The 19,359-nt window shown below is 52.0% G+C and carries 15 protein-coding genes; 4 read left to right on the top strand and 11 right to left on the bottom strand.

Annotated elements, in window-relative coordinates:
- Positions 1 to 35: 35 nt before the first annotated feature.
- The 8 genes from GW591_RS06470 to GW591_RS06435 all read right to left on the bottom strand — a co-directional run bounded on the left by GW591_RS06470 (position 36) and on the right by GW591_RS06435 (position 9,884).
- A complete protein-coding gene (locus GW591_RS06470; RefSeq protein ID WP_013575577.1) occupies positions 36 to 512 on the bottom strand; it encodes a GlcG/HbpS family heme-binding protein in 477 nt (158 codons plus the stop codon).
- A gap of 417 nt (positions 513 to 929) precedes the next feature.
- Positions 930 to 2,909, bottom strand: coding sequence for a formate-dependent uric acid utilization protein AegA (aegA, locus tag GW591_RS06465; protein WP_166860333.1), 1,980 nt, complete (start codon positions 2,907 to 2,909; stop codon positions 930 to 932).
- A gap of 209 nt (positions 2,910 to 3,118) precedes the next feature.
- Positions 3,119 to 4,672: a serine hydrolase domain-containing protein gene (locus GW591_RS06460; protein ID WP_166860331.1), complete on the bottom strand. Its 1,554-nt coding sequence runs from the start codon at positions 4,670 to 4,672 to the stop codon at positions 3,119 to 3,121.
- An 83-nt stretch (positions 4,673 to 4,755) separates the two neighbouring features.
- Positions 4,756 to 5,529, bottom strand: coding sequence for an ABC transporter ATP-binding protein (locus tag GW591_RS06455; RefSeq protein ID WP_166860329.1), 774 nt, complete (start codon positions 5,527 to 5,529; stop codon positions 4,756 to 4,758).
- Positions 5,526 to 6,356, bottom strand: a complete 831-nt coding sequence (locus GW591_RS06450) for an ABC transporter ATP-binding protein (protein WP_131637695.1) — start codon at positions 6,354 to 6,356, stop codon at positions 5,526 to 5,528. Before GW591_RS06450 ends, GW591_RS06455 begins: the two co-directional genes overlap by 4 nt.
- The gene (locus tag GW591_RS06445) at positions 6,356 to 7,282 is read right to left on the bottom strand and encodes an ABC transporter permease (RefSeq protein WP_013575572.1); all 927 of its coding nucleotides are present in this window, start codon (positions 7,280 to 7,282) and stop codon (positions 6,356 to 6,358) included. Before GW591_RS06445 ends, GW591_RS06450 begins: the two co-directional genes overlap by 1 nt.
- Entirely contained in the window at positions 7,279 to 8,292 is a 1,014-nt protein-coding gene (locus tag GW591_RS06440; protein ID WP_013575571.1) for an ABC transporter permease, read from the bottom strand. The genes GW591_RS06445 and GW591_RS06440 overlap by 4 nt, the downstream gene beginning before the upstream one ends.
- The gene (locus GW591_RS06435; RefSeq protein WP_013575570.1) at positions 8,289 to 9,884 is read right to left on the bottom strand and encodes an ABC transporter substrate-binding protein; all 1,596 of its coding nucleotides are present in this window, start codon (positions 9,882 to 9,884) and stop codon (positions 8,289 to 8,291) included. Before GW591_RS06435 ends, GW591_RS06440 begins: the two co-directional genes overlap by 4 nt.
- 250 nt (positions 9,885 to 10,134) lie before the next feature.
- On the opposite strand from GW591_RS06435, the gene GW591_RS06430 reads away from it, so the two are divergent.
- Positions 10,135 to 11,247 (top strand): dipeptidase, encoded by a 1,113-nt coding sequence (locus GW591_RS06430; RefSeq protein ID WP_119261654.1) that lies wholly within the window; start codon positions 10,135 to 10,137, stop codon positions 11,245 to 11,247.
- A 228-nt stretch (positions 11,248 to 11,475) separates the two neighbouring features.
- Here GW591_RS06430 and ydgH read toward each other — a convergent pair whose 3' ends face one another.
- Positions 11,476 to 12,429, bottom strand: a complete 954-nt coding sequence (gene ydgH / locus GW591_RS06425; protein WP_013575568.1) for a DUF1471 family protein YdgH — start codon at positions 12,427 to 12,429, stop codon at positions 11,476 to 11,478.
- 535 nt (positions 12,430 to 12,964) lie between these two features.
- Between ydgH and pntA the strand changes: the two genes are divergently transcribed.
- Positions 12,965 to 14,494, top strand: coding sequence for a Re/Si-specific NAD(P)(+) transhydrogenase subunit alpha (gene pntA / locus GW591_RS06420; protein ID WP_013575567.1), 1,530 nt, complete (start codon positions 12,965 to 12,967; stop codon positions 14,492 to 14,494).
- A gap of 9 nt (positions 14,495 to 14,503) precedes the next feature.
- A complete protein-coding gene (gene pntB, locus GW591_RS06415; protein WP_013575566.1) occupies positions 14,504 to 15,895 on the top strand; it encodes a Re/Si-specific NAD(P)(+) transhydrogenase subunit beta in 1,392 nt (463 codons plus the stop codon).
- Positions 15,896 to 15,964: 69 nt separating this feature from the next.
- On the opposite strand, the gene uspE is transcribed toward pntB, so the two are convergent.
- Both uspE and GW591_RS06405 read right to left on the bottom strand, forming a co-directional pair.
- Positions 15,965 to 16,924, bottom strand: a complete 960-nt coding sequence (gene uspE, locus GW591_RS06410) for a universal stress protein UspE (RefSeq protein ID WP_013575565.1) — start codon at positions 16,922 to 16,924, stop codon at positions 15,965 to 15,967.
- Between the two features lie 135 nt (positions 16,925 to 17,059).
- Positions 17,060 to 17,815: an FNR family transcription factor gene (locus GW591_RS06405; RefSeq protein WP_013575564.1), complete on the bottom strand. Its 756-nt coding sequence runs from the start codon at positions 17,813 to 17,815 to the stop codon at positions 17,060 to 17,062.
- 440 nt (positions 17,816 to 18,255) lie between these two features.
- Between GW591_RS06405 and GW591_RS06400 the strand changes: the two genes are divergently transcribed.
- Positions 18,256 to 19,281 (top strand): TerC/Alx family metal homeostasis membrane protein, encoded by a 1,026-nt coding sequence (locus tag GW591_RS06400; RefSeq protein WP_013575563.1) that lies wholly within the window; start codon positions 18,256 to 18,258, stop codon positions 19,279 to 19,281.
- Positions 19,282 to 19,359 lie beyond the last annotated feature (78 nt).

Raw genomic sequence — 19,359 nt, 5'->3', positions numbered from 1 at the left:
GGCCGTCAACAAGAAGGAGTAATTGAAAGTGCCTGTTATTTCAGGACGCTGGCTGCTTTTTCTGATGACTGATTATCGATGTCCTGCTTCGGTGTGCTGACACCGACTGCGCCCACCACTTCACCGTTAATCGTCAGCGGGAATCCACCACCCAGCGGCACGGCATTTGGGATCGCCAATACGGTGGTTTCGCCACCCTGCAGGCGTTGCATGAATTTCAGCGAAGGAGTGTGGTAGAGCGCGGAAGTGCGCGCTTTGCCGATGGACGCATCAACACAACCGGCCGGAGAACCGTCAAGGCGCTGGAAGGCCAGTAATGAACCAGATGCATCAACTACCGCGACGCAACCGGTGCTGTGTTGTTCTGCAAGAGTGGATTTCACACTGTCGATGACTTTGGCTGCCTGCGCGTTATCCAGCGGAGGATGTCCGGCGGCGAAAGCGGAAGTGGCGGAGAAGAAAAGCGTGGTGGCACACAGTAAAGCCTGTGTGGTGGTTTTTTTAACAGACATAGACTCATCCCTTGTAGCAGTAGCAAAACATGACTTGACGTATTTTTCGAATAAGATTTTTTAAATAAGTGTTTTAAATCAATAGAATTAAAAACAATAACGTTAACGGGGGGAACACTCTGGTGTGTTTCTTAATGCCACACGAACAAAGGCGTTATTGGTTTTTGTTTCGCGGATGTTAATTCAATTAACAAAACAGCAAAAGTGACGGTTGCGCTGGGAAATTAATTCCCGGGAGATTTTGTGCGGATATTATGAGCAAAGCGGGCCTGCAGGCCTTGTTGGATAAGGACTGAACATTTTGTGCTGTTACGAACCAGATGATCCGTTTATATTAATTAAATGTGATCCTGTTAACAAAAAACCTCCCGAAAAGGGAGGTTTGTATTTTGCCGACAGCGCAAAGAAACGGGAGGGCTAATGGGCCGCCGGTCTGAGAGCCGGTGTACGGAAATCCAGCGATGCAATAATGCTGTTTGCTGCCTGTCGTCCGTCCGACATAGCTGTCACCACCAGGTCGGCGCCCCGCACCGCATCGCCGCCTGCAAATATCTGCGGGTGACTGGTCTGATACGGGAAGCGGCTGTGATGCGGGGCCTGTAACAATCCCTGTTCGTCGTGCCTCACCGACAGTTCATCCAGCCACGGCATAGCATGCGGCAGAAAGCCAAATGCCATAATGACCGCTTCCGCTTCGAGCAGGAATTCAGAACCGGCAATCGGTGTGGGTCTGCGTCTGCCGCTGGCATCCGGTTCTCCCGGGGCGGTACGGACTAAGCGGATACCGCAGACTTCGCCCCGGTTATTCAGCTCAATGCTCACCGGCTGAACGTTAAACATAAACTCAGCCCCTTCCTCGCGTGAGTTTTTCACTTCTTTCTTCGAGCCCGGCATGCTTATTTCATCGCGGCGATACGCACAAATCACGCTTTTGGCATTCTGGCGCAGCGACGTGCGCAGACAATCCATCGCCGTATCGCCGCCGCCGAGCACGACCACGCGTTTTCCCGCCATGCTGACATAAGGCTCATGTTTCAGTTCGGGCAGATTCATCAGATGTTTGGCGTTCGCAATCAGGAACGGCAGGGCGCTGTAAACGCCCGGCGCGTTTTCATTTTCCAGCCCGGCTTTCATCGCTTTATACGTACCCACACCTAAGAATATTGCATCGAACTCTTCCAGCAGTTGTTCCGCCTGAATGTCGACGCCGATTTCGGTATTGAGCCGGAACTCAATGCCCATTTCAGTGAAGATTTCCCGGCGTCTGACCAGCACGTTTTTATCCAGCTTGAACGCCGGAATACCAAAGGTCAGCAGGCCGCCGATTTCAGGGTGACGATCAAAGACCACGGCTTTTACGCCATGCCGCGCCAGCACGTCAGCGCAGCCCAATCCGGCCGGGCCTGCACCCACCACGGCTACGCGATAATTACGCGGAATAACCTCTGAAAGATCGGGTTTCCAGCCTTGTGCCAGCGCGGTATCGGTAATATAGCGCTCAATATTGCCGATGCTCACTGAGCCTTGTTTATCAAAAGTGCAGGCGCCTTCGCAAAGCCTGTCCTGCGGGCAGACGCGGCCACAGATCTCCGGCAGGCTGCTGGTGCGGTGCGAAAGCTCTACGGCTTCCAGAATGTGTCCCTGTTTCGCCAGCGCCAGTAATTGTGGGATATCGTTATGCAGCGGGCAGGTCCAGGCGCAGAAAGGGTGATCACTGCAATGCAGACAGCGGCCAGCCTGTTCTTCAACCTGCATCGGTGTAAAGCGCGCATAGATCTCATTAAACGTGCTTTTACGTTCGGTTAGCGGGGCTTTTGCCGCATCGAGGCGCGGTGGTGACAGGGCGGCGGCGAATACGGCTGCTGATTTGCTGGTCAGTGAAACCTGAGGATTCCGGCCCATGGCGGCGCGGTATTGTTTATCAGCACGGTTCTGAGCAATGACCTGATCGGTGATGAGATGCAGTGCCTGTGTCGGGCAGGTATTGACGCATGCCTGTCCGTCCGGGCTGTCATTGCACAGATCACATTTATGCACCACGGTTGCCGCGGCGGGCAAGCCGGTCAGCGGATAGCTCCCATGCCGTACGATATCAATGGCACCAAACGGACAGGCCACGGCGCAGGTTTTACAGCCGATACAGCGTTCTTCCAGCAACTGAATGCTGTCGTTACGACGAACGAATGCGTTTGTCGGGCAAACCTGCAAACACGGGGCATCTTCGCACTGACGGCATAGCACGGCGCTATGCCGATCGTTTTGCCGGATGACATGAATGCGCGGGGTAAACTGTTCTTTCGACGAATAACATTGTTCATTGTGAGACAAGACGCAAGCGACCTCACAGGCGCGACAACCTATGCAAGCCTGAGAATCAGCAATAATAAATTGGTTCATTTTTACCCTGTCGGCATTTTAGTTTGCTGTGGTCTCTCATAGACCACACAAATACTATGGGTTTGTTTGTCATCCTAATGGATACAAACACAGGGTTTATTTGAGGTGCGTCACAGTTTGACGTGTTGTTACAGTGAGGGAGTTTAAAAAAACGCCGCCAGACGTGGGCCGGGGCGGCGTTTTGCAGGACAACGCTTCGCAGGTTATTTTTACGGATGCCAGCTGCTGCGGCATTCATCACGACGGAAACTCAGCACGCGGCTGCGGTTGGAAATCAGCCGGACGTTGTAGCCCTGGAAATAAAGACAGAAGTTTTTCTTCCACGGTCCGTCAGGGAGTTCCACCAGCAAACGCCCCGCACCCAGCGATGTTAACTGGCCGCTGGCACGCAGCGTGCCGACGCCCATCAGCAACTGATCGCCCTCAATATCAAAGGCGGCTTTCGATTGGGGATGATACCAGCGCCCCTGAACCATTTTCAGGCAATCATTGGTTTCCACCGGGGTAAAGTAACGCGGCGCGTGTCCGATTTCACCCTGAATGGCGGTGCCGTCCCAACGCAAACGCATCGGCATGTGCGCGGATAGGGTGATGGCTTCGTCGGCGTCCGCGCCCTGATAGAGGTTATCGGCAGCGCCGAGATAACTGGCCGTGCCGTTGCTGACTTTTAGCCAGTACGGCTCGGCAACGCTGGCGTATACACCATCCGGCAATGCATGGCTACGCGCCGGGAGCGGCGCAGCTAACAGTGACGACATGACTTCCAGCACATGGGTAAACGCTGTGGTGTCTTCGCGATTGGAGACCAGCGCAATGCCTGCATCAAGCTCAGGATGAAGCAGGAAATAGGTTTTATAACCGGCATGGGAGCCGCCGTGGCCGTAAACCGTATGTTCACCGATTTTCGTCGAGGTGATGCCCAGCCCGTAAGCGGAAGGAATGTCGCCTTGCAGATAACGTTGTTCTGTCAGCGTTTGCAGTACGCCCGCGCCCGGTCCGTTTTGTGAAAGCAGGCTTTGCAGCCATACTGAAAGCGAACGTACGCTGCCGGTCAGGCTACCGGATGCTGACAGATGCAAACCTGCGACGGCTGTTTTCCAGCCGGTGGAGTCCTGCCAGTAACCGGGCACCAGGTCCTGGACGATATCGAACCAGGTTTCCGGCGCATGGAAAGCGATATCCAGCGGCTGCGCGATATACTTTTGCAGCAGATCCTCAAACAAAATGCCTTTTTGTTTGAGGATTTCTTCCACCAGCCGGTAACCGGTGTTGCTGTAGGAAATCTCAGTCCCTGCTGTGAAGTTCAGAGCGCCGTCCTGCGCCAGAAATTCCATAATGGCACTGGCTTCGCTGACGTTGTAAACAGAAATCCCCAGCAGCGAAAGGGTTTCCCGCACGTCCGGCAGGCCTGCGGTCATGTCCAGCGCCTGCCCGAGGGTCACTTGTGACATCGGCGCTTTCAGTTGCGGTAAATGCTGACCAAGGGTATCACTCACCGAAAGACTGGCATCGCTTTTCAGCAAGGCCAGTGTGGCGAAAATATGTTTTGTGACAGAGGCATAGCGGACAACAGAATCGATGCTGAAAGGTGTCGATATGCTGAGGTTTGCCAGCCCTCCGGTCGCGAAACTGCGGAGAGTTTTACTGTCAAAAAGGGTGATCGCGCCGCCCGGTTCTCCGGGTTTATCCCAGTTTTTAGTTATGCATTTTGCTGTTTCTTCAGCCGCCTGCCACTGTAATGCAGACTGTTCGGTGGATGTCATTAACGTCTCCTGACTGTCTTTCAGTGAAAAAGTGGGCAGCCCGGGCTGCCCGCGAAACCCAAATACGTTCACGGCAGGAACGATTATCCGGGCTCCTCTAAACTGAGACTTAACGATCGTAACTCGGCTGTGTGCGGATGGCTGACGTTGCCCATCCGTAAATCGTCTGCGCTCAGAAGTTCGACCATTTCACCACCAATCATTACGCCAATGCTGGTGCAAAGATGCGTAACGACGGCCAGATTGTGACTGACCAGAATATAAGTCAGTTTCCGGCGTTCACGCAGGTCGCTTAGCAGGTTGAGGATCTCCGCCTGCACCGAGACATCCAGCGCCGAGGTCGGCTCATCGAGCAGTAAAATTTCCGGTTCTGAAATCATCGCCCGCGCGATTGCGACCCGCTGACGCTGACCGCCGGAAAGCTGGTGCGGGAAGCGAAAACGCACCGTCTGCGGCAGGCCGACTTCGGCCAGCGCATCAGTGATACGTTTTTCGATATTCAGAAAACCGTGCACAATCAGCGGTTCGCTGAGAATGCGGTCAATGGTCTGGCGCGGATGCAGCGAGCCGTACGGATCCTGAAATACCATCTGCACGCGGCGGAAAAAGCGTTTCTGGCGCACCGGCACCTGATCTTCGCCGCCAATCACCATCCCGCCGGACCAGGACTGATTCAGCCCGGCCAGTGCGCGTAAAATGGTGGACTTGCCCGAGCCGCTTTCTCCCACGATGCCGAAACATTCACCGGGCGCGACACTGAAACTCACGCCTTTCACCACTTCGGTATCGCCGAACGCGATGCGCAGGTTATTGAGGATTATTTTGCTGTTATCCAGAGGAGGGCGTTCTGCTGTCATGAGGTTTTCCATGCTTCGTCACGCACCAGCACTGGCAGTCTGTCCCGAGGATGTTTCAGCGACGGCAGACATTCCAGCAGCCCGCGGGTGTAAGGATGTTGAGCTTTCAGTAAATTACCGGCTTGTAACGTTTCGACGATACGCCCGGCGTACATGACGGCCACGCGGTCACAGAATTTCGATACCAGTGGCAAATCATGGCTGATCAGAATCAGCCCCATGCCGCGGCTGGATACAAGGTCATCGAGCAGACGCAAAATCTCAGCCTGCACAGTGGCATCAAGGGCGCTGGTCGGTTCATCGGCAATCATCAGTTCCGGATCAGGAGCCAGCATCATGGCAATCATTACGCGCTGACCCATGCCGCCGGATACCTCATGGGCATAACGCTCGGCCACTTTATGCGGCTCACGGATACGCACCTGATCCAGCAGTTCAATTGCCGCATTCATGGCCTGTTTTTTCGAGCCGCCTTTATGCGTTTGCCAGGCTTCAGCCACCTGTTTACCGATCGGCATCACCGGATTGAGCGAGTATTTCGGATCCTGCAAAATGAAACCTACCCGCTTGCCACGGATCTGACGCATTTGCTTCTCGCTGGCATTGCGCAAATCGATGCCGTCGAAAGACAGCGCTTCGGCGCGACACCTTGCGCTGGAAGGCAGAAGGTTCATCAGGCAACGTGCTGTCAGGGATTTACCCGAACCACTTTCGCCTACGATGCCAAATTTCTCCTTACCCAATGACAGCGATACGCCGCGAACGGCATCGAAACTGCCGCTGTTGGTCTGAAACGTAATATGCAGATCTTTGATATCAACCAGCATTATTGCTCCTTAGGATCGAGGACGTCACGCAGCCCGTCGCCGAGGAAGTTAAACGCCAGAGAGGTCACAAAAATGGCAATGGCCGGAATTAACGGTACCCACCATTCACTGAACAGGAAGCGGCGGGCAGTGGCAATCATCGCCCCCCATTCCGGCGATGGCGGTTGAGCGCCCATACCTAAAAAGCCCAGACTCGCAGCGGTGATAATGATCGAACTCATGTCCAGCGTGATACGCACCACCAGGCTCGGCACACACAGCGGCATGATATGGCGCAGCACGATGCGGGCAGGTGTTGCGCCAGTCAGACGGCAGGCGGCAATATAATCCGTGCCGCGTACCTGCATGGTTTCTGCACGTGCAAGGCGGGCATACGGCGGCCAGGCGGTGAGGGCGATCGCCAGAATAGCGCTCTCGATGCCGGGTTTCAGTGCAGCCACAAAGGCCAGTGCCAGAATCAGACGCGGGAAGGCCAGAAAAATGTCGGTGATGCGCATCAGAATACGGTCAAGTAATCCGCCCGCATAACCGGCCACGCAGCCAATCAGCAGGCCGAGCGGGGCGACAATCGCTACCACGATAATCACCATTCCGAGCGTGATACGTCCGCCATAAAGAATACGGCTCAGGGTATCACGGCCCAGTTCATCTGTTCCCAGCCAGTGCAGGGAAGACGGTTTTGCCAGACGATGCGCCAGATCCTGTGCGCCCGGGTCGTAGCTGGTCAGCCACGGCGCGCAAAGGGAAATCAGCAACACAATCAGCACGGTAAACAGGCCGGTTACTGCCAGCGGGTTTTTACGCAGACCGAGCCAGATGCGGTAACGACGGCCCCAGACGGCTTGCGTGCGGGTGTGCGGTGTGTCGGCCAGCAGCCAGGCGCGGCTGCCCGCGCGGGGTTGAGGTATGACAGGTAAAGTGCTCATTTTACACGGGGATCCAATAGTCGGTAGAGAAGGTCAGCCAGCAGGTTGAGCAGCACATAAATCGCGCCAATCAGCAATGTTGAGCCGATCACCGGATTCATATCCGCATTCATCAGCGACACGGTGAGATATTGTCCGAGACCCGGCCAGGAGAAGACGTTTTCTGTGACCACGGCGCCTTCGAGAAGGCCCGCGTACGTCAATGCCAGCACGGTGATCAGTTGTACACCGACGGTGGGGAAGGCATGTTTCCAGATAACCCGTTGCGCCGAGAGCCCCTTGGCACGGGCGGTGATCACGTATTCCCCGCCCAGTGCGTTGAGCATGAAAGTACGCGTCATGCGGGTGATATAAGCCATGCTGAAATACGCAAGGATCAGCACCGGCTGCACCATATGGGCGAGGGCATCCCAAAATGCGCCCATGTCACCGGCCAGCAGAGAATCCACGGTAAGCAAGCCGGTGACCTGCGGGATCATGTCCTGATAAATGATGTCCTGACGTCCCGGCCCCGGCGCGATACCCAGCGCAGAGTAGAAAATCAGCAGGCTGAGCAGCGCCAGCACAAACACCGGCAGCGAGTGACCGGCCAGACATACCACGCGGATAGTCTGATCAATCCAGCTTCCCTGACGGGTGGCGGCCCAGACGCCCAGCGGAATACCGACAATGGCGGCGATAATGATCGCCGCCGTGGCCAGTTCCAGCGTGGCGGGGAAAAACCGGGCGATATCCGTGGTGACCAGATTGGAGGTCAGGGCAGAGCGCCCTAAATCACCGTGGAATACCTGACTGAGATAATGGAAAAACTGCAACCAGAGGGGCTGATCCAGCCCCATTTCATGACGAACCCGTTCGACCACTGCCTGCGGGGCATTATCGCCAACCGCAGCCAGAACCGGGTCCGTCGGCATTACGCGACCGATAAAGAAAGTCACTACCGACAGACCAAACAAAGTAAGACAAACGCTGATGCAGGTACTCAGAAATCCTTTGAGTCTCTTGCTCACGCTTTAACAACCTTCTCGTAGGGGCTGGTGCTCATTACAGTCAGTACCACACCGGAAATCACTTTGCGGCAGGCGGCGGTCATGGTTGGTTGCAGCATGATGGCAAACGGGCTGTTTTCCATATGTTTGGTCTGCAATTCTTCATAGAGTTTGATACGGGTGGCCGGATCCGATTCTTTCAGCGCCTGGGTGCTCAGATCTGAGATTTCCTTATCCTGCCAGCTACAACGCCATGCCAGCGTACGGCTCTTGGCGGCGTCGGTGTTATCCGGATTGCTGCAGAAGGCTTCGGCGTTAGAGTTCGGGTCAAAGTAATCCGCGCCCCATTGGGTCATCGCCAGTTGTTGCTGACGAGCACGCATTTTGGTCAGTACCTGACGGCTTTCCGCGGCCAGCAGCGTCACTTTAATCCCCACTTCGGCGAGGTTAGATTGCAATGCCTGCACGATGTCAGAAGAAGGTGAAGCGGAGTAGTGATCTAAGGTGATTTCAAAACCATTCGGGAAACCCGCTTCGGCCAGCAAGGCTTTGGCTTTTGCCACATCACGTTTGTACATGATGGTGTTCACTGCCGCCGGGAAACCTTCAGGCAGGAAGCTCTGATGGATTTTGTGGGTCAGCGGCACGATATGCTGCTGGATATTCTCGTAATCGATAGCCCATTTGATCGCCTGCCAGACCTGCGGTTTAGCCAGATTCGGATGCGCGGTATTGGCAGACAACATAAAGGTGCCGGCGATACCTTTTTGTACCAGCGTGAAGTTTTTGTCGTTGATCAGCGGACGCAACTGCTCGGTGGTCAGGTTACGGGCGATATCCACATCGCCTTTTTGCAGCATCAGCAACTGAGCGGAAGGGTCGATAATATGGCGCATGATAATGCGCTGAATTTTGCCTGCGTGCGGGTTGTTCTTGTTGCTTTCCAGAATCACGGATTCACTGACTTTCCAGTCGCGCAACTTGAACGCACCGGAACCGGCACTGTTTTTCTTCAGCCAGGCATTACCCAAATCGTCACCGGTCTGATTCGCCAGACAGGCGGATTTTTGCACGATACTGCCGACGTTGGCGGTCAGGCAATACAACAGGAAGGATTCAGATGCCGGTTCAGCGGTTTTGATCACCAGCGTTTCGGCGTCAGGCGCGGTAATCAGGCTCTCGACGTTATCTTTGGTGTAACCAAACTGATTAATAATGTAGGCCGGGCTCTTATCGAGTTTCACAACGCGTTGCAGGGAGAAAGCGGCGTCTTCGGCAGTAACCGGTTTGCCATCGGCCCATTTGGCTTTCGGATCCAGCTTGAAGGTAAAGGTTTTTTTGTCGTCAGAAGCCGTCCAGGACACTGCCAGATCGCCTTCAATTTCATCAGGGGAGGCCAGTTTAGGTTTCACCAGTTGCTGATACATATTACCGGTAATTTCACTGCCCACGGACTCAAAGCTTTCATGCGGATCAAGGCTGGTAATGATGTCGAGCTGAATAGCCATGACCAGTATTGATGCCGGCGTGGCAGCAAACACGGCATCAAATTTCAGGTAGGACAGCACAGGTATTGCGGAAAAACCGGTAACAAATTGACGCCTGGTAACCATAACTACTCCCATCGTGTTGATATATAAAAGTAAAATTAAAAATTACGGTGGCAAACCCTTGACTTAACTCCGGGCAACTGGCTTAAATGAAAAACGGTTGCTTTGCACTCGTCGACGTTTCATATCGAAAAAACTAATGTGAAGCGTACTGTGTTTGTTCAAAGCTGGTGCAGCATGACTCCATTACTGCACCCCGCATGAACAAATCTCCGTTGTCTTAGTCATGCTTAATCAAAGGTAGACCTTTTTTATGAATAACGTAGCGCACGGAACTGAAGAATTAATGCCGGTTTTTGATGGACATAACGATGTTTTGCTGCAACTTTGGACAGAACATCATCAGGATCCTGAACGCGCATTCCTTCAGGGGCCCGCCAGCGGACAACTGGACCTGCCGCGCTGTCGTGAAGCAGGCTTTGCTGGCGGGCTTTTCGCCGCCTGGGTGCCGACTCCGGATATTGATCTAGCAATTAGCGTGCCGGATCGTTCAGTGGACCCCCGTTTTCTGCCCGAAGGTACTCAAAAACATCCTGATTTTTCCCCTACACCTTCTTTCGATTTTGCACGTGATGTCACATTTGGCATGATGGCGTTCCTGCTGAGAATCGAAGCGCAATCGCAGGGCAAGGTGAAAATTTGTCGTACCGCGCAGGAGATCAGGCAGTCAATGCATAACCATGCATTAGCTGTGGTTATGCATATTGAGGGCGCCGAGGCAATTGATGAGGATTTGTATAATCTTGATGTGCTTTACAGCATGGGGCTGCGTTCCCTGGGGCCGGTATGGAGTCGTCCGAACATCTTCGGTGAGGGTGTGCCGTTTAAATATCAGACCTCACCGGATACCGGACCGGGGCTGACAGAGGCGGGTGTGCGTCTGGTGAAAGCCTGTAACCAGAAACGCATCATGATTGACCTCTCTCATCTGAATGAAAAAGGCTTCTGGCAGGTGGCTGAATTAAGTGATGCGCCGCTGGTGGCCAGCCATTCCAACGCATTCAGTATCTGCCCGCAGTCACGTAACCTGACCGATAAGCAGCTGCACGCCATCAAAGAAAGCCAGGGCTTCGTCGGGCTGAACTTTGCGGTGCCATTCCTGCGTGAAGACGGTAAACGCAGTGATGATACCGGCACCGATATTATGGTACGTCACATGGATTATCTGGTTGAGCATCTGGGTGAGGAGGGGGTCGGATTGGGATCAGACTTTGATGGCGCATCGATGGCACCGTTTTTGAAGGATGTGCGCGGGTTACCGGTGCTGGTTGAAGCCCTGCGCAAAGCGGGCTACGGCAATGCGCTGCTGGAAAAAATCTGCTACAAAAACTGGGTGAATGTGCTGGAACGTACCTGGGGAAACTAAGCGGGTTGCAAGGGCGTTCGCGGCAAAAAAAAGCAGCCACCAGGGCTAATGCCGATCAGTTAAGCATTTTTATGAATACAAATTCATTTTTGTGCTTCAAAGGATAATGAAGGAATCAGGCTTATAGCGCTATTTTTCTTCATCGAAGGCCCAAATTCACGGACCTCATTTCCTTAAGTGACCAGCATTAGCCACCTGGGCTGCCTTTTTGCTGTCTGTCATTCCGACTTATTTGAAGAAGTCTGCGCTTACAGTCAGGTTGCCACCGCTCTTGTTCTGCCACTGGCGGGTAATGTGGTAGAACTTGGCACCCTTGGCAGCCGCACGGTTCGCGACTTCCTGCGAAACATCCGTGGTGCTGTTGAAGTGGCCGGTAAAAGTGGTGGAATCAAACGGAACCATCTGTGCGGCAGTTACGTCATTCACTTCCTGAATCTTTGCACCGTTAGTGGCAGTGACAGTGTAACGCTTGCCAGTTGATGACTGCGTTTCAAAGAAACGGCCAACATCACGGCTTGGGCTACCAGAGGATGCCACACCCGGGATTTCGACCTTGGCTGCTGCTGCGCCGCCCGCTGCCAGTGCTGCTTTACCGGCTTCAGAATCAGCAGGGATAGCATCCGGAGACTGAACAACACGTTTTTGTGCATCTTTCTTATAAATGAATGCAGTGATGTACTGGTTGCCGCCGCTGTTGGCATCAATCTGGCGAACGATGAAGAAGGAATACGCCCCTTTTTCTTTCGCTGCTTTCGTAATGGCATCGTTGACGTCTGGCTGGCTGCGGTAGAAACCGTTAACGGTGACGGTATCGAAAGGTTCGAGGCCGTAAGCAACATCTTTAGGCAGCTCAACCACACCGTTGATAACACGGTAGTGAGGATCATTGCTGATTTCTGGCGCATCTTTTTTATAGATGTCTGCAACTACGCGCCAGTTCCCGCTATTGTTAGTGCTGTTGGTATCTTGAATATAAAAATAATCTGCACCCAGCGTATCGGCACGGCGGGAAACGGCGTCAGCGGCGTCGCCCAGCGTGTTGAACCGCCCGGTAATAACAATGCGATCAAAAGGCTTGATGGCTGCGGCTTTCTGCGGGCTAATTTCCTGCGCGGCATGTGCAGCAGACAGCGCAGAAACAGAAAACAGGGCCGATGCGATGATCGTTTTTGTCAGCTTCATAAAAAATCCTTCCACCTTGCGCAGTAATGTTGAAACGTGCTGAATTCTTGATGTGTAACAGGTTAGCGGACGATTATTGCATGTAACAATGCCAAGTGTCTCAGCAATTTATGGCAATAATGCGTGTGCTACCGGTATATCACATCACTTTTATTACTGCGCATAACTTATATAAGTTTGTTGAATAATCCAAGTAGTGAAATAAATGTTAATTATTCACTATTTTCTAACTTTTATGCCCAGTCCGAGCGGGTTATGGTAGAAGGATCCTGAGTGATTGATCCGGTGTTACGGTTGTTATGAGGTGGATTAAAGGCTTGTTTCTCAGGGTTTGCAGCAGGTTTGCGGACCATATCGACTTTTTTAATATTAATTACCTGTCTATCGCTGTGATACGTAGATTATTGATTAGATATTCAGTAGGTTATAGTCAGCCTGAAAAAATAAAATTCGGTGGCTTATGAACCGACGGGCTTGTACTTGAATTGTTATGTCGATGACAAAAATCATCAATGAAAAGGGTGAAGGGAATACTATGCGTATTGGTGTACCAAGAGAGCGGTTGACCAATGAAGCCAGGGTTGCAGCCACGCCGAAAACGGTGGAGCAGTTGTTGAAACTCGGCTTTACGGTCGCTATCGAACAGGGGGCCGGTAAGTTAGCCAGCTTTGAAGACTCGGCTTATGAGCAAGCGGGGGCATCAGTCGTCAGCGGTGATGATGTATGGCACTCAGATATCGTTTTGAAGGTTAATGCGCCAGAAAACGATGAAATCGATAAATTACAGGCGGGAACCACGTTAGTCAGCTTTATCTGGCCTGCGCAAAACCCTGATCTGATCCAAAAACTGGCCGACCGTCAGGTGACGGCAATGGCTATGGATTCTGTGCCGCGTATTTCCCGTGCGCAATCCCTTGATGCCCTGAGCTCAATGGCTAACATTGCCGGTTATCGTGCGATCGTTGAAGCGGCGCATGAGTTCGGTCGTTTCTTTACCGGGCAGATTACTGCCGCAGGTAAAGTGCCACCGGCAAAAGTGATGATTATCGGTGCCGGTGTGGCAGGGCTGGCTGCTATCGGTGCAGCTGGCAGCCTCGGTGCTATCGTCCGTGCGTTTGATACCCGCCCGGAAGTGAAAGAGCAGGTCAAAAGTATGGGCGCTGAATTCCTCGAGCTGGATTTCGAGGAAGAAGCAGGCAGCGGCGACGGTTATGCCAAAGTGATGTCCGAAGCGTTCATTAAAGCGGAAATGGCGTTGTTTGCGGCGCAGGCCGAAGAAGTGGACATTATCGTCACGACCGCGTTAATCCCTGGCCGTCCTGCACCGAAGCTCATCACCAAAGAGATGGTTGCCTCTATGAAGCCGGGCAGTGTGATCGTCGATCTGGCGGCTCAGACAGGCGGTAACTGTGAGCTGACAGTAGCAGACAAAATCACGACCACTGAAAACGGCGTGAAGATTATCGGCTATACCGATTTGCCAAGTCGTCTGCCAACGCAGTCTTCCCAGCTTTACGGTACCAACCTGGTTAACCTGCTGAAATTGCTGTGCAAAGAGAAGAACGGGGAAATCGAGATTGATTTCGAAGATACCGTTGTGCGCGGTGTGACAGTCGTTAAATCCGGCGAAGTCACCTGGCCTGCACCGCCGATTCAGGTCTCTGCTCAGCCTCAGGCTGCGAAAGCCGCAGAGCCTGTTGCCAAAGCTGAAGCCAAACCGGCGTCGCCGTGGACCAAATTCATCATTATGGCTGTGGCTATTGTGCTGTTTGGCTGGCTGGCGAACGTTGCCCCGAAAGAATTCCTTTCCCACTTTACCGTATTCGCGCTTTCGTGCGTGGTCGGTTATTACGTGGTGTGGAATGTCAGTCATGCGCTGCATACCCCGCTGATGTCGGTGACTAACGCCATCTCCGGGATTATCGTGGTCGGTGCCGTACTGCAAATCGGTCACGGCGGCTGGGTGAGTTTCCTGTCCTTCGTCGCAGTTCTGATTGCCAGTATCAATATTTTCGGCGGATTCACCGTCACTCAGCGCATGCTGAAGATGTTTCGTAAGAACTAAGGGGAATATATGTCTGGGGGTTTAGTAACAGCAGCATATATTGTTGCCGCAATTCTGTTTATTTGCAGCCTGGCTGGGTTGTCAAAACATGAAACATCCAAGCAGGGTAACATTTTCGGTGTCACCGGGATGGCGATCGCGTTAATCGCGACCATCCTTGGACCTGACTCCGGCAATGTTGGCTGGATCATCGTTGCTATGGTGATTGGCGGTGCGATCGGTGTTTATCTGGCGCGTAAAGTCGAAATGACCGAAATGCCTGAGCTGGTGGCGATTCTGCACAGCTTCGTGGGTCTGGCGGCGGTTCTGGTGGGCTTTAACAGCTATCTGGATCACGGTGTTGTGCCGATGGAAGGCGTGATGGAAAATATCCATCTGACCGAAGTATTCCTCGGTATCTTCATCGGCGCAGTGACCTTTACCGGTTCGATTGTGGCGTTCGGCAAACTGCGTGGGATCATCTCTTCCAAACCGCTGGCATTGCCACACCGGCATAAACTGAATCTGGCTGCACTGGTCATTTCCTTCCTGCTGATGGTGATGTTTGTTCGCACTGAAAGCGTAGGGCTGCAGGTTCTCGCATTACTGATCATGACCCTGATCGCACTGGCGTTTGGCTGGCACCTGGTGTCCTCCATCGGCGGCGCGGATATGCCGGTTGTGGTTTCCATGCTGAACTCCTATTCCGGTTGGGCTGCAGCTGCGGCAGGTTTCATGCTCAGCAACGACCTGCTGATCGTCACCGGTGCGCTGGTGGGGTCTTCCGGTGCAATTCTGTCCTATATCATGTGTAAAGCCATGAACCGTTCGTTCATTAGTGTGATTGCAGGCGGTTTCGGTACTGACGGTTCTTCTACCGGTGATGCTGAAGAGATGGGTGAATATCACGAAGCCAGCGCGGAAGATGTGGCTGATATGCTCAAAAATGCCAGCTCAGTAATCATCACTCCTGGCTATGGTATGGCAGTTGCTCAGGCACAGTATCCGGTGCATGACATCACGGCGAAATTGCGCGCGAAAGGCATCAAGGTGCGTTTCGGTATTCACCCTGTTGCGGGGCGTCTGCCGGGCCACATGAACGTCTTGCTGGCCGAAGCAAAAGTGCCGTATGACATCGTGCTGGAAATGGATGAAATCAATGATGATTTCAGCGATACCGACGTGGTGCTGGTTATTGGTGCCAATGACACCGTGAACCCGGCCGCGCAGGAAGATCCGCGCAGCCCAATCGCCGGTATGCCAGTGTTGGAAGTGTGGAAAGCGCAGAACGTGATTGTGTTTAAACGTTCAATGAATACCGGTTATGCCGGTGTGCAGAACCCGCTGTTCTTCAAAGAAAATACCCAAATGCTGTTTGGCGATGCTAAAGAAAGCGTAGAGAAAATCCTGCGCGCGCTGTAATCAATCGAAATCCGTAATGCAAAAAGGCCAGTCAGTTGACTGGCCTTTATTTTTTGTATGAATCAGACTTTACTCGTCTTCATCTTCTTCGTCGTCATCTGACGTAATAGGGCATTCGAAATCATCGGGTTTGATTGCCAGCAAATCGCATTTCAGATGGTCGATCACCTGTTCAGTAGTATTCCCCAAAAATGCGGCAGAAAGGCCGGTGCGGCCAATCGCACCAAGAACAACCACACCTGCCTGCAAATGCTCTGCAAGGTCAGGAATGACTTCTTCCGGCAGGCCTTTTTCCACGTGCGTATATTTTTCATCAAGCTGGAATTTCTGTCGCAACGCTTTCATCGCGATCAGATGCTGACCGCGGATGGCGTCGTTATATACGCTTGGGTCGAAGTCCGGCAGTTCAATAGCAATATTGATTGGCGTAACCGGATAGGCGCCGACCAGATGGACTTCCGTCTGATTAACGTGAGACGCCAGCTCAATGGTCTCTTTCACCAGTTTAATGTTGAGCGGGTCGTGATAAGGTTCTTCGCTGGAAAGGTTGACAGCAACCACCGCTTTGCCGCCTTCCGGCCACGGCTGGTCTTTTACCATCCATACCGGACACGGACATTTACGCAGTAAGTTCCAGTCAGTCGGAGTGAAAATAACCGACTCAAGGCGGTCATGCTGATGAGCCATTTTCAACAACAAGTCGTGATTATTGGAAACGACTTCCTGAATGATGGCTTCGAAAGGTTTGTTATGCCAGACAACTTTGACATCAATGGGAATGCCAGCTTCGACATAATACCGGCACTGTTCTTTAATCCATTCTTCCCGTTCGCTGATCACACTTTGTCGCATACTGGTCCGTTCGTCGGGCGACAGCATGGTGGTCATCTCATAGGAGAAGTCATAAATCGACAGGAAGGCTTTGATGCGGCCGCCATTACGTTGCACCAGATAAACGGCACGACGTAGCGCGGGTTGGTCATCCTGATTGGGGTCTATAGCAACCAGTAAATTCTGATACTTAGCCATGGGGACTCCTTAACACCTGTAGAAGAACGGCGGTCAGTGTATTAAGTACAGAGTAAACCAAGATTAAGCAATCGGACAGAGGAGAAATTGAGTCGGATCAACAAATTATTCTTTGCAGATCCGACTCAATATTTATCAGGCAGAAACCGGAGCAGACTGACCGGCTAATTGAGAAAGCATTTCATGATTCTCAATGGTGATGTATTTACCTTTTACGCTCAGCATTTCTGATTTCTGGAAACGACCGAGTAAACGGCTGATAGTTTCCACGGTCAGGCCGAGGTAATTACCGATGTCGCCACGGGTCATGGTCAGGCGGAATTCGCGCTGAGAGAAACCACGTTGCGCAAAGCGGCGGGAGAGGTTGTAGATAAATGCAGCCAGTCGTTCTTCAGCATTTTTCTTCGACAACAGCAGGATCATATCCTGGTCGCCTTTTATCTCACCGCTCATCAGGCGCATCATTTGCTGGCGCAGATTCGGCATTTTTCCGGAGAGATCGTCGAGGGTCTCAAACGGAATTTCACAAACCATAGACGTTTCCAACGCTTGCGCAAAACTTGGATGCTGTAAGCCTCCAATGGCATCAAAACCCACTAAATCGCCCGCAAGATGGAAGCCAGTGATTTGCTCGTCGCCTTGCTCAGTGATGGTGTAACTTTTGATGGTGCCTGAGCGAATCGCATATAAAGACTTCAGTTCATCACCGGCTTTAAACAATGCCTGACCTTTTTGGATCGGCTTTTTCCTTTCAATAATGTTGTCTAACTGATCGAGCTCGTGTTCGTTCAGTGTGAAAGGAATACAAAGCTGGCTGATGCTACAGTCCTGACAATGGATTGCACAGCCACCAGATTGGATACGTCGAATAATACGCTTTTCCGGGATCATAAGAGTCACTCTGGCAATATTGATATGGGTCAATTTTAACATCTTTTGCAGCGAGTGATAAGTAGCTATAAGTAGCTAAAAGGGCGAAATGTTAAAAAACCCCGTTTTTTAACGGGTTTTTTTTCTCATTATTTTGATCTGCACTGAGAATTAAGCCCAATTGAGAATCAATGAGATTCAAAGCTGGATCAAATTATCACTAAAAAGAATATTTAAATTTTAGAGAATAAGTAGATTGAATCAATTTAGGAGAGAAAACGTCTATTTCATTATCCGTTTTGGTTCGTTATTGACCAAGATTTTTTGCAATTCTTGCCGTAAAAGACGCATCGGATTATGGCATAAAACGCCGTACCGGATCGACTTTGATACCCATTCACCTCACAACCGCTTACAATGGCTGAATTCGTTTAGCTTTCGTTTACTTTAGGAAAGGTGTAATGCAGTCTGATTCTCTGGGTTTTCCGTTTGAAACCACGCTTGTTTTTGTCGTTGTAGCTGTTGCGGCGCTGCTGACTGACATCTTTGCCCACCGCAGTCATAAGCCTATCGGCCTGAAAAGTGCCTCCCTTTGGACCCTATTCTGGATCGCTGTTTCTCTTGGTTTTGCCGGATTCTTATATATCCATCACGGCAAAGAAGTCGCCAGTCTTTTCCTTACCGGTTATGCGCTGGAACAGGTGCTTTCCATTGATAACCTGTTTGTGATTATGGCCATTTTTGCCTGGTTTAAAGTGCCGGATGGCTATCGTCACCGCATTCTTTACTGGGGCGTGATTGGCGCAATTGTCTTCAGGGGGATTTTCGTGGTCATTGGCACCAGCCTGCTGGCGCTGGGACCATGGGTGGAAATGGTGTTTGCCGTTGTCATTCTCTGGACCGCTATTCTGATGATGCGCGCCTCCAGCGATGATGAAGAAAATGATGATTACTCCGATCATATTGCTAACCGTATGGTACGTCGTTTCTTCCCGGTGTTCCCGAAACTGGTGGGGCCACATTTCCTGGTCAGCAGTGAGCAGGTAGAAGCTGAACTGGCGAAGCCGGAAAATCAGGGCTTCAGCTTTACGGTGAAGAAGGGCGTACGTTATGCAACGCCGTTATTGCTGTGCATTGCTGTGGTTGAAATTTCAGACCTGATGTTTGCTTTTGACAGCGTACCTGCCGTCATCGCTGTCAGCCGTGAACCTCTGATCGTCTATTCCGCCATGATGTTTGCCGTGCTTGGTTTACGTACGATGTATTTCGTGCTCGAGGCTCTGCGTAAATATCTGGTGCATCTGGAGAAATCAGTGATCTTCCTGCTGTTCTTCGTGGCGGCAAAACTGGCACTGAATTCCAGTAACCATCTGTGGCATCACGGGATTGAAATCAGCGCATTAGCCAGCCTTTACGTGGTGCTGGGTGTTCTGGCGTTAGGCATCATTGCCAGCTTACTTTTCCCAGGGAAAAAAGAAGCCGCGTAACGCCAGTCTGAAATTTATGCATAAAAAAACGCTGCGATTGCAGCGTTTTTACTTTCTGCGGTAATTCTTTTAAAAGGC

The organism is Rahnella aceris (assembly GCF_011684115.1).
GTDB lineage: Bacteria > Pseudomonadota > Gammaproteobacteria > Enterobacterales > Enterobacteriaceae > Rahnella > Rahnella aceris.
The sequence above is the reverse complement of the archived record's forward strand: the minus strand, read 5'-3'. Positions and strand labels throughout refer to the sequence as shown.